A 292-nucleotide genomic window follows, 5' to 3' on the forward strand; every position below is an offset into this window, starting at 1 on the left:
GTCGATGATGCTGCTCATTACCTTCTTCTACACCGACATCTACGGCTTGCGCACCGAGCATCTGGCGCTGCTGTTCGTGGTGGTGAAAATCATCGGCGCGGCGGCCGACCTGGCCATGGGGCAGGTGACCGACCGCTTCACCTCGCGCCTCGGCCGCTACCGCCCGTGGCTGCTGTGGCTGTGCGTTCCCTACGGCGTCAGCGTGTTTTTCGTGTTCACCACGCCAGCCTGGGGCTATGACGCCAAGCTGGTGTGGGCGTACGGCACTTACATCCTGATGACCCTGATGACG

The 292-nt window shown here is 62.7% G+C and carries 1 protein-coding gene; it reads left to right on the top strand.

The features are described 5' to 3' along the window. The coding region (locus F1735_RS34765; protein WP_187364441.1) for an MFS transporter at window positions 1-292 on the top strand (292 nt) is incomplete at both ends.

It is taken from the genome of Massilia genomosp. 1, from assembly GCF_011682185.1.
Taxonomy (GTDB): Bacteria; Pseudomonadota; Gammaproteobacteria; order Burkholderiales; family Burkholderiaceae_D; genus Telluria_A; species Telluria_A rubra.